General features: G+C 49.8%; 6 protein-coding genes, 1 tRNA gene, 1 other RNA gene and 1 pseudogene (1 of these 9 cut by a window edge). 7 read left to right on the top strand and 2 right to left on the bottom strand.

Annotation, left to right across the window (positions count from 1 at the left end; translation table 11 throughout):
- Positions 1–1,023, bottom strand: a 1,023-nt coding sequence (locus COV46_09050) for a penicillin-binding protein (GenBank protein ID PIR16295.1), incomplete at its 3' end; no start/stop codon positions are given.
- 194 nt (positions 1,024–1,217) lie between these two features.
- Here COV46_09050 and COV46_09045 point away from each other — a divergent pair.
- On the top strand, positions 1,218–1,400 hold the full coding sequence (locus tag COV46_09045) for a hypothetical protein (protein PIR16294.1): 183 nt from the start codon (positions 1,218–1,220) through the stop codon (positions 1,398–1,400).
- 63 nt (positions 1,401–1,463) lie between these two features.
- Here the strand turns inward: COV46_09045 and COV46_09040 are convergent.
- Positions 1,464–1,549: transfer RNA gene (locus COV46_09040), tRNA-Leu, on the bottom strand.
- A gap of 422 nt (positions 1,550–1,971) precedes the next feature.
- Here COV46_09040 and COV46_09035 point away from each other — a divergent pair.
- The 6 genes and pseudogenes from COV46_09035 to COV46_09010 all read left to right on the top strand — a co-directional run.
- Positions 1,972–2,259, top strand: a complete 288-nt coding sequence (locus COV46_09035) for a hypothetical protein (GenBank protein ID PIR16293.1) — start codon at positions 1,972–1,974, stop codon at positions 2,257–2,259.
- A 33-nt stretch (positions 2,260–2,292) separates the two neighbouring features.
- Positions 2,293–2,490: non-coding RNA, 6S RNA (gene ssrS / locus COV46_09030), on the top strand.
- Between the two features lie 182 nt (positions 2,491–2,672).
- Entirely contained in the window at positions 2,673–4,229 is a 1,557-nt protein-coding gene (gene rny, locus COV46_09025; GenBank protein ID PIR16292.1) for a ribonuclease Y, read from the top strand.
- A 53-nt stretch (positions 4,230–4,282) separates the two neighbouring features.
- Entirely contained in the window at positions 4,283–5,077 is a 795-nt protein-coding gene (locus tag COV46_09020; protein PIR16291.1) for a TIGR00282 family metallophosphoesterase, read from the top strand.
- A 392-nt stretch (positions 5,078–5,469) separates the two neighbouring features.
- A complete protein-coding gene (locus COV46_09015; protein ID PIR16290.1) occupies positions 5,470–6,729 on the top strand; it encodes a hypothetical protein in 1,260 nt (419 codons plus the stop codon).
- Between the two features lie 47 nt (positions 6,730–6,776).
- Positions 6,777–8,280, top strand: a pseudogene (locus tag COV46_09010) (hypothetical protein) (it continues 98 nt past the right edge of the window).

Here is an 8,280-nt window from a genome sequence, read left to right as displayed (position 1 = left end):
GTTGCCTAGCGCGCCTCTGTAGCCTTGCCTCTTATCCAGCCTTTCAAGTCCCCATCTGACGGCTTTTTGTGCGTCAAGACTAAAGGGAAGGCTTGCGGTGGTGTAGATCTTGAGACCGCCTTCATAAAGGGTCTTTTCGCCGTATTTATCTATCAGCATCCTTCTTACATGTTCGGTGAAGTAGGGGGTGTATTTGTAGTTGAAGTCCTTGTCAGTTTCTGCGACGTGGATCGTGAGTCTTTCCGCCATGGCAGCGCTTTCCTGTTCCTTTGTTATGAAACCGTGCTCATACATTTTGCTTAAGACATATTCCTGCCGATCGCGCGCCTTTTCTATACTGTGGACAGGCGAGTCGGTCGAGGGCGCGGTGGGCATTCCGGCTATCATGGCAATTTCTGCGATAGACAGTTCGTTTACGCTCTTGTGGAAGTAGTTCCTTGCCGCGGCCTTTATTCCATAGGCCCGGTCTCCAAGGAATATCTGGTTGAGATACAATTCCAATATCTGTTCCTTGTTGAGATTGCGTTCGATCCTTGTGGCAAGTACCGCCTCCCTTATCTTTCGGGCTATCTTTCTTTCGCTGGAGAGAAGGATGGAGCGGGTGATCTGCTGCGTTATTGTGGATCCACCCTGAACGATATGCCCCGCCTTCAGGTTCTCGAACATTGCCCTTCCGATGCCGAGTATGTCGACGCCGTGATGTTCGAAAAATCGTGTGTCCTCTGCCGCGATGAATCCGTTTATCACCTGTTTGGGTATCGCTTCAATAGGCATCCAGAGTCTGCATTCCTTCCAGAACTCGCCTATCTTGGTCCCGTCGTCGCTGAAGACCTCGCTGACTACGGGCGGTTTGTAGTCCTTCAGTGTATGGATATTTGGAAGGTCGTAGGCGAAATAGAAGTAGAGCGCAACGATAGCTCCGACGAAGATGGTTGAAAAGACTATGACAAATGTCGTGACGAACTTTATCAGACGAATGACCGTTCCGATCAAAGAATGCTTCTTGTAGAATTTTTGTAACATAAGTTGGCAAAATAACAGGTTATCAAAAAAAATCTACTTGATTTTTAGAAAGCTATTATATAGCTTGGCGCGCGTGATTTGAAAAAAAGGCGAGTGAGCGGCTGGCTTTGCCAGCGCGAGCTCGAGGGGTTTGGGGGGAAACGGCGAGGTCAGCCGAGCCGGACGTTCCCCCCATCAGAATAGGAGGAAGGGATATGATGAAGAAATTGGCACTGCTCGCAGTCGTAGCATTCGCCGCCGGTCTCGTTGCTTGCAAAGCCGCGACGCCGCCGGCCGAAGAAGGCGCGGTCACAACGCCGCCACCGGCTCCGATGGCACCAGCTGCTCCGGCACCAGAAGCACCGCCGCCGCCAGCACCAGAACAGCCCGCGCAATAATGGTAGGCTGAAAGTTCTTGAAAAAAAGAGACCCCCTCTGTTTGAAGCAGAGGGGGTTTTCTTTTGTGCGAGGGAGGGGAGTTGAACCCCTATGATATTGCTATCACTAGGTTCTGAGCCTAGCGCGTCTGCCATTCCGCCACCCTCGCAGATTAAATAAAGATAATACGTTTATCCGCTCATCCTTCGACAGGCTCACCATGAACGGACCACTTGATCAACAGCCTCTAATACTCATCTTCATCCTCTATGTCGTTGCCTTCATCTTCGTGAAAGCCGTCGAACTCGTCATCGTTGGCGCTATTCTTCAGTATAGCTCCGCAATTGGGACAGACGTGTTCGCCGCCGGTGTATTGGCCGCAATTAGGACAATATTCTTCGTCATCTAAAGGTCTTGGCATATCAGGATGATTTGACTAGCCTACGGGTTTTAAAAAGGCAAATACTTTTTGAAATTTTAATGTTTCAACTGGATTTTCAACAAGTTAGTCTATCTCCCCATAAGATAATGTCTTTTTGACTTGCATTTATGTTCAAACTTATCTAAATCATTTATTAAGCCAAGCAGTTAATGTCGATTATGCAAAAACCGATCGAAGTAACGATATTAGGACAAAAGTTCGTTATAAAGAGCGACTCCGACGAGAGTTACGTCCGCGAAGTTGCCGCTTTTGTTGATCAGAAGATGAACGACGTCCTTCAAAAGACCAAGTCGGTCTCCAATTTGAACGTTGCGATACTCTCCGCCATGAACATTGCGGATGAGTATTTTAGCTATAAGAAGAAAAAAGACCAGTCAGTTCAAGCGGTTGAAAAAAAGATAGGTGAGATGATAGAACTGGTTGACCTTCACCTTTAGTATGTTATAGGTGGGGCAAGTTCATTGTAAAAAAAATCCCTGCGGTGCTCGTGATTGGGAGCTTCTGTTTTTTGAGCCTATACGATTTAAAAGGGGGCTGGCTCTGACCGCGGTGTGCATGTCCTTTCAGGCTTTTTGCTGAAAGGAAAGCCTGAAACGGTTATCCCGGCGCCCACCTAGTATATACTAGGGCTCAAAAATGGGTTGCCACACGGCACATGCGGGGTTTGATTTGTGGGTAATAAGCAGTTTTAATATATGGTTTTGAAACGGCGAAATAATCTTTTATGAATTTTAAGGTTTTCAAAGAACTTAATGATCGTTGTTTGATTTACAGCCTATCTTGTTTAGGGATAACAACGTCCTCATAATTTCGCCCCTTCGAAGCCGTTCAACATATATCCGGAGGTATTATGGAGCTTACCCTCATTATAGGTGTGGCCGGCTTGATTTTAGGTGTTGTTGGCGGTTTTTTCTATAAGAACCTTGCAGCCAAGAAATCCGTAACATCCGCTCAAAAATCGGCTGAAGGCATCGTTAAAGACGCAGAAGAAAAGGCGCGCGCAATAAAGCGTGAGGCAGATGTCACCGCCAAAGAGACCGAACTCAAGGCCCGCGTGGCGCTCGAAAAAGAGGCCAAGGAAAAGCAAAAGGAGTTGGGCGATCTTGAAAAGCGCCTCATGTCCCGAGAGGAGAACCTGGAGAAGAAGTTCGACCTTTTGGAAGAAAAAGAGGCCAATGTTAAGCGGCAGGACCAGAGCCTTTTCGATAAGAAAAAGCATATGGATGCCCTTGAAAAGAAATATCAGGAGATGGTGGAAGAGGCCAGAAGGGCGCTTGAAAATGCCGCAGGCATAACACAAGATGAGGCAAAGAAGCAGCTCATCGCATCTCTCACCGACGACGCCAAATTAGAGGCCGCAAAGACCATTAAACTTATCGAAGACGAAGCCAAGGAAAATGCCGATAAAAAGTCGCGTTATATTATTTCAACCGCAATAGAGAGAATGGCGAACGAGTTCGTAGCCGACAGAACGGTGAGCGTTGTGCATCTTCCAAGCGATGAAATGAAGGGGCGCATCATTGGCCGTGAGGGAAGGAACATCAGGACGCTTGAGGCTGCCTTAGGGGTTGAGCTTATAATAGATGATACACCTGAAGCGGTCGTTATCTCCGGCTTTAACCCTATAAGGCGCGAAGTAGCAAGGCGCGTTCTTGAGAAGCTCATTCAGGACGGTCGTATCCATCCAGCCCGTATCGAGGAGATGGTCAATAAGATGACCAAAGAGGTCGACGCATCTATTAAAGAGGCGGGCGAGGCCGCGGTCATGGAAGTTGGTGTGCATAATGTCCATCCAGAACTGGTAAAACTGTTGGGCGCACTAAAATACCGTTTCAGCTATGCACAGAACGTTCTCCGCCATTCAATGGAGGTCTCCTACCTTGCCGGCATGATGGCGGCGGAGCTGGGTCTCAACGAAAAGAAGGCGAAGAGGGCAGGCCTCTTGCATGATATAGGCAAGGCGGTCTCGCACGAGCAGGAAGGTTCGCATGCCCTCATCGGCATGGAGTTCGCCAAGAAATACCGCGAAGATCCGGACATCGTTCACGCAATAGGCGCCCATCACGAAGATCTTTCCCAGGATACTGCGCTTGACTGCATAGTTGACGCCGCGGACGCGCTTTCCGGCGCGCGCCCCGGGGCAAGACGCGAGGTGATGGAAACCTACATGAAGCGCCTCGATGACCTGGAGAGGATATCAACCTCCTTCAGGGGAGTTGAAAAGTCATACGCCATCCAGGCGGGTCGCGAGATCCGGGTCATGGTTGATGCCGGCGAGATAAACGATGCCAATTCGCTTGTACTTGCGAAGGATATCGCCAAGAAGATCGAGACCGAGATGACTTATCCCGGGCAGATCAAGGTGACGGTCATCCGTGAAACAAGGGCCATCGAAATAGCAAAATGACCATCGAAGGTGGTCATCCTGAGCGGAGCGAAGGATCCACCGCATATAATTGAATGAAGATTTTATGTATAGGTGACGTGTTCGGTAAGCCTGGCCGAAGGGCCATTTCCACGCTTCTGCCTAAAATAATTGCCGAAGAAGGGATCGATTTCGTGATCGTCAACGGTGAGAACGCCGCCGGCGGAAAAGGTATAACAGACAAGATCGCCGAAGAACTTTTTAAGAGCCCTATCGACGTGATAACCGCCGGGAATCATATCTGGGAGCACGACAGTCTCCATCCATATTTTTCAACCCATCAGATACTACGACCCTTGAACGTTGTAGGGCACCTTCCCGGAAGGGGATGGCTTGTCGCGACCGCCAAGAACAAGGCCCGCATAGGCGTTATCTGTGTTCAGGGGAATATCTTCATGGATGACAAGGGGAGAAAGGTTGAAAGTCCGTTCAAGAGAATCAAAGAGGCGATAGCCGAAGTAAGGAATATCACCACGAATATTTTTGTCGATCTTCACGCCGAGACCACCAGCGAAAAGCGCGCGATGCTCCATTTCATAGACGGCGAAGTAACAGCGCTTGTTGGAACGCATACGCATGTGCAGACCTCCGACGAAGAAGTAAGCTTAAAAGGTACCGCATACATAACCGACCTTGGAATGACAGGTCCGCACGATTCTGTCATCGGGCTCGATAAAGATGTCGCCATAAAGAGGATATTGACCGGTGATAGGCGCCCTTACGAAGTCGCCAAGGGCGGGGCGCGTATCGAAGGCGTAGCCATATGTTTCGACGAGACCTCAGGCAGGGCGTCCGCTATCAAACGCATCAGAGTCCCGCTCGTTCCCTGAACAGCCGGTCACGGAGCAAATAGATTAAAATCCTATGTAAATCGATGGGTTGAATTTATCCAAAGGCCATCACTCTAGTCTGTCATACCTTGCTCCGTGACCGGGTGGTTGACCGGCGGTTCAAAGAAAGAGGACTTTTCTCTCCATTTTAAGAAGCGCGTAAGTGCGTAACTCTCTAAGCGCTTAAATTATCCAACTTTAAGTTATGTTCATAACAATATAATATATATAATCTTATTTAACCCTTCGATAGTGCAATGGCACGATAGCACAATAGCACGAACTTGGTATGCAATTTGCTTAGTATCATTGTGACATACAGGCCTTGGAGGCCGTTGTATGGGTATAAACCCATATATAACAATGGCTTATAGGCTAAAGGAGATAAGTATATGGCTAAAATTGTGAGTAACAATATCCCCATCACCGCAGGAGATGACAGGTACAAAGGCCTGCGATCTCCAAAGGGTTCGACCGCTGTTGGCACCATGGCAAGCGATGCCGCCCTTAAAGAGAAAAAGGTCGGAGGTGATGAGGCGAACAGCCATTTAAAGACCGCCCTCGACAGAATGACGGATAGAAGGGTAAAAACCGCCGATCCAAAGGTCACTCAATCAACCGTTGATGGGGCCAAATCTCCAACGGGTGCAGATAGAAAAGAGATGAAGGCCGCATCTGAAACAAGATTTGCGGATGCAAAGGAGATGGCAAAAGGCTTCAACCATCTTGCGAACGGTACGGTTCCAAAGACAGACGCAAAACAGGGTGCTCAAGGTCATGAGACCAACGCGCAGGCAAATCTTTCGCAGCAGTCAACCCCTCCTCAAGGTGTGCCGCAAAAGGCGGGGGTTAATCCAAATCTCCAAAATACGATAGCCATGGCCCAAGGGACGCAGGCAAAACCCGTGGCAGATGCCGGCGTAAAACCGCCCGTTACAGAGACACAAAAGGGTCCGCAGTTAAAGGAGGGCGCAAAGGTAGCTCAGGAAGAGGCCGTTAAACAGCCTGCAGGGGCCGAGTCCGGCAGGACCACCGCATCCGGCGAACAGGCAGGTAAACAGCTTGCGAACCTTCAGGCTGGCAATGCCGCAGTGGCAAGTGCAGGGGCCAAAGAAACCACGCAACTAAAAGAAGGATCTGCCGATAACGTAGAAGAGACCGAAAAAGAGGAGGATAAGGCAGATACCCCGGAAGGGGCCTATGCCCACGCCGCAGGACACGCCAAGAAGTTCAACAAGCTGGCAATGTCGGGGAGCATGGGAGGCGGAGTTGGCGGCGACGGCGACAAGGATGAATGTCAGGCCGAAGGCAGATCGGTCGCGATTCATGCAAATAAGATAGCCGACGTGCAGGGTGATATGGTTACGCATCTTGAGATGAAAGGGGCGGGCATCGGTTTCAGGGTGATAAGCCCCACGGCAGACGAATTAGGACAGGTTGAAATGAAGCTGGCGTCGGTTCAGTATCAGAACGGCATTGTGAAATCGGAAAAACCGAAACTTACGCTGGAAGAGGTGGTCTCTTACAATAAGCCGGACCAGAAACTGGTTGAGCTTATCGTGGCAGATGCCAAGGATACGATAGAGGATATAAGAACAAGGCTTAATACGTGCAGGACGTCACCGTACGGCAAGAATTTAATGTGCGCTTAAATAGAGATTGTTGATGTCATTCCCGAGAAAGCGGGGATCCAGAGTAGATGAACGAGGTCTCCACTTGCGTGGGGACAACAATAGAAGGGGAAATGATTATGAACATAGGGGGCATTAGTTTTGGAGGTGGTGGGTTTGGAGACGTGCTTGATTACGGCGCGGCCTTGAGTTTTTCATTTGCGCCTGTGAATCCGATGCCGTCGTTCATATGGACCGGCGCCGCTACGGTGGGGCGTATAGCCGGTGGGTGGCCTCCGGGCTGGGGCGGAATAGATAGTTACGGCTCCGCTTCTAATTTAATAGACAGGTTGTACGCCCGGATGGGAATAGGTGCACCAAGCGCACCCCCTGAAAAGAAGAAAGTGCCACAAGGCACGGACTCAAAAAATACCGCCGACAGGGGGAGATCATACATAAGAGAAAGGATAGGTAACGGCAAGGAGCTTCCCACACAAACAGATGTTCTCAGCAATATCTACGGCGACAAGGTCGACGATTCCACATGGAACGACGCCAAGAAGAACGATAAGGCTCTTAGAACAATAACAGAAAAAATAGTTAAAGATTGGATAAACGATCCCAAGGCAAGGACGGAGTTCATAAGAAAATGGGATATGGCGAAGAACGACGCGGACCGAGTTGCGGCGCTGGCGGACCCAAGGGGCGACGGCGGTTATCTGCAACACTTAAGCGAGTTCGTGAGCGGGCTTCAGAACGGTAACGACTTTTCGATATACAAACAGAACATGGAGAAGATAGCCAACTGGTTCGCCACCAACTTTGATCAGGGCACTATCTTTGCAATGGGCGATGAAACCGCAGGTATCGTGCGTTCTCTGGGGATTGGTTCATCCACACCTATTGCAAATAAGGAAGAATATATAGGGAAGCTTGTCGATAAAGGTTATTCGCGTGAAGAGGTCCAGACCATAGCTTCCGCATTTGACAGTAAAGAGCTTGCCGATGAGGCGATGAGGAGAATAGAGAGGCAGGGGAGCGACATCAACGAGATAAAGGCCATAAAGGAAGATAAGATCCAGCAGCTACGGCAGAGATTGAGCGAGGCCAAGAAGGATGAAGATAAGAAGGAGATACAGCGTCAGATAGATGCCCTCCAGAAACAGTATGATAGGGCGCAGGAGGCGCGGGCGCAGCGCTTTATGCAGGACTATATGAAGGTAGTGGAGTCGCATTTCGGTCATACGCCGCAGGAACTCGGCTACGAGGCAGGCAAACTGCCTGCCGGCGTAAAGGACGTCCCCACGGCGGTCGTCTGGATCCAGAACCAGCTGCGTGGCCTCGGGCATAATGTGGAAGTCCCAGAATTATCTCCGGAAGAGGTGCCGCCTACCGTAGAACCCGCGAAAGCGCCGGTAAAAAAGGCGATAAATCCGGAGGCGGCGTTGAAAAAGAAAATTATTGCCGCTGCAGGTACGGCGGCGGGTGGGGGTGGCAACAGATCCTCAACAGTTGATGTTTTAGTGGATGATGCCAGGTACAGTGTTGGTTATGAGATTGACGGCGGCAAATTCATTCCAAAAAGCATCACCC

The organism is Deltaproteobacteria bacterium CG11_big_fil_rev_8_21_14_0_20_49_13 (assembly GCA_002796305.1).
Lineage (GTDB): Bacteria > UBA10199 > UBA10199.
The sequence above is the reverse complement of the archived record's forward strand: the minus strand, read 5'-3'. Positions and strand labels throughout refer to the sequence as shown.

Coding starts and splice junctions, on each gene's coding strand:
- COV46_09045 (PIR16294.1), top strand. CDS start 1,218: ATGATGAAGAAATTGGCACTGCTCGCAGTCGTAGCATTCGCCGCCGGT.
- COV46_09035 (PIR16293.1), top strand. CDS start 1,972: ATGTCGATTATGCAAAAACCGATCGAAGTAACGATATTAGGACAAAAG.
- rny (PIR16292.1), top strand. CDS start 2,673: ATGGAGCTTACCCTCATTATAGGTGTGGCCGGCTTGATTTTAGGTGTT.
- COV46_09020 (PIR16291.1), top strand. CDS start 4,283: ATGAAGATTTTATGTATAGGTGACGTGTTCGGTAAGCCTGGCCGAAGG.
- COV46_09015 (PIR16290.1), top strand. CDS start 5,470: ATGGCTAAAATTGTGAGTAACAATATCCCCATCACCGCAGGAGATGAC.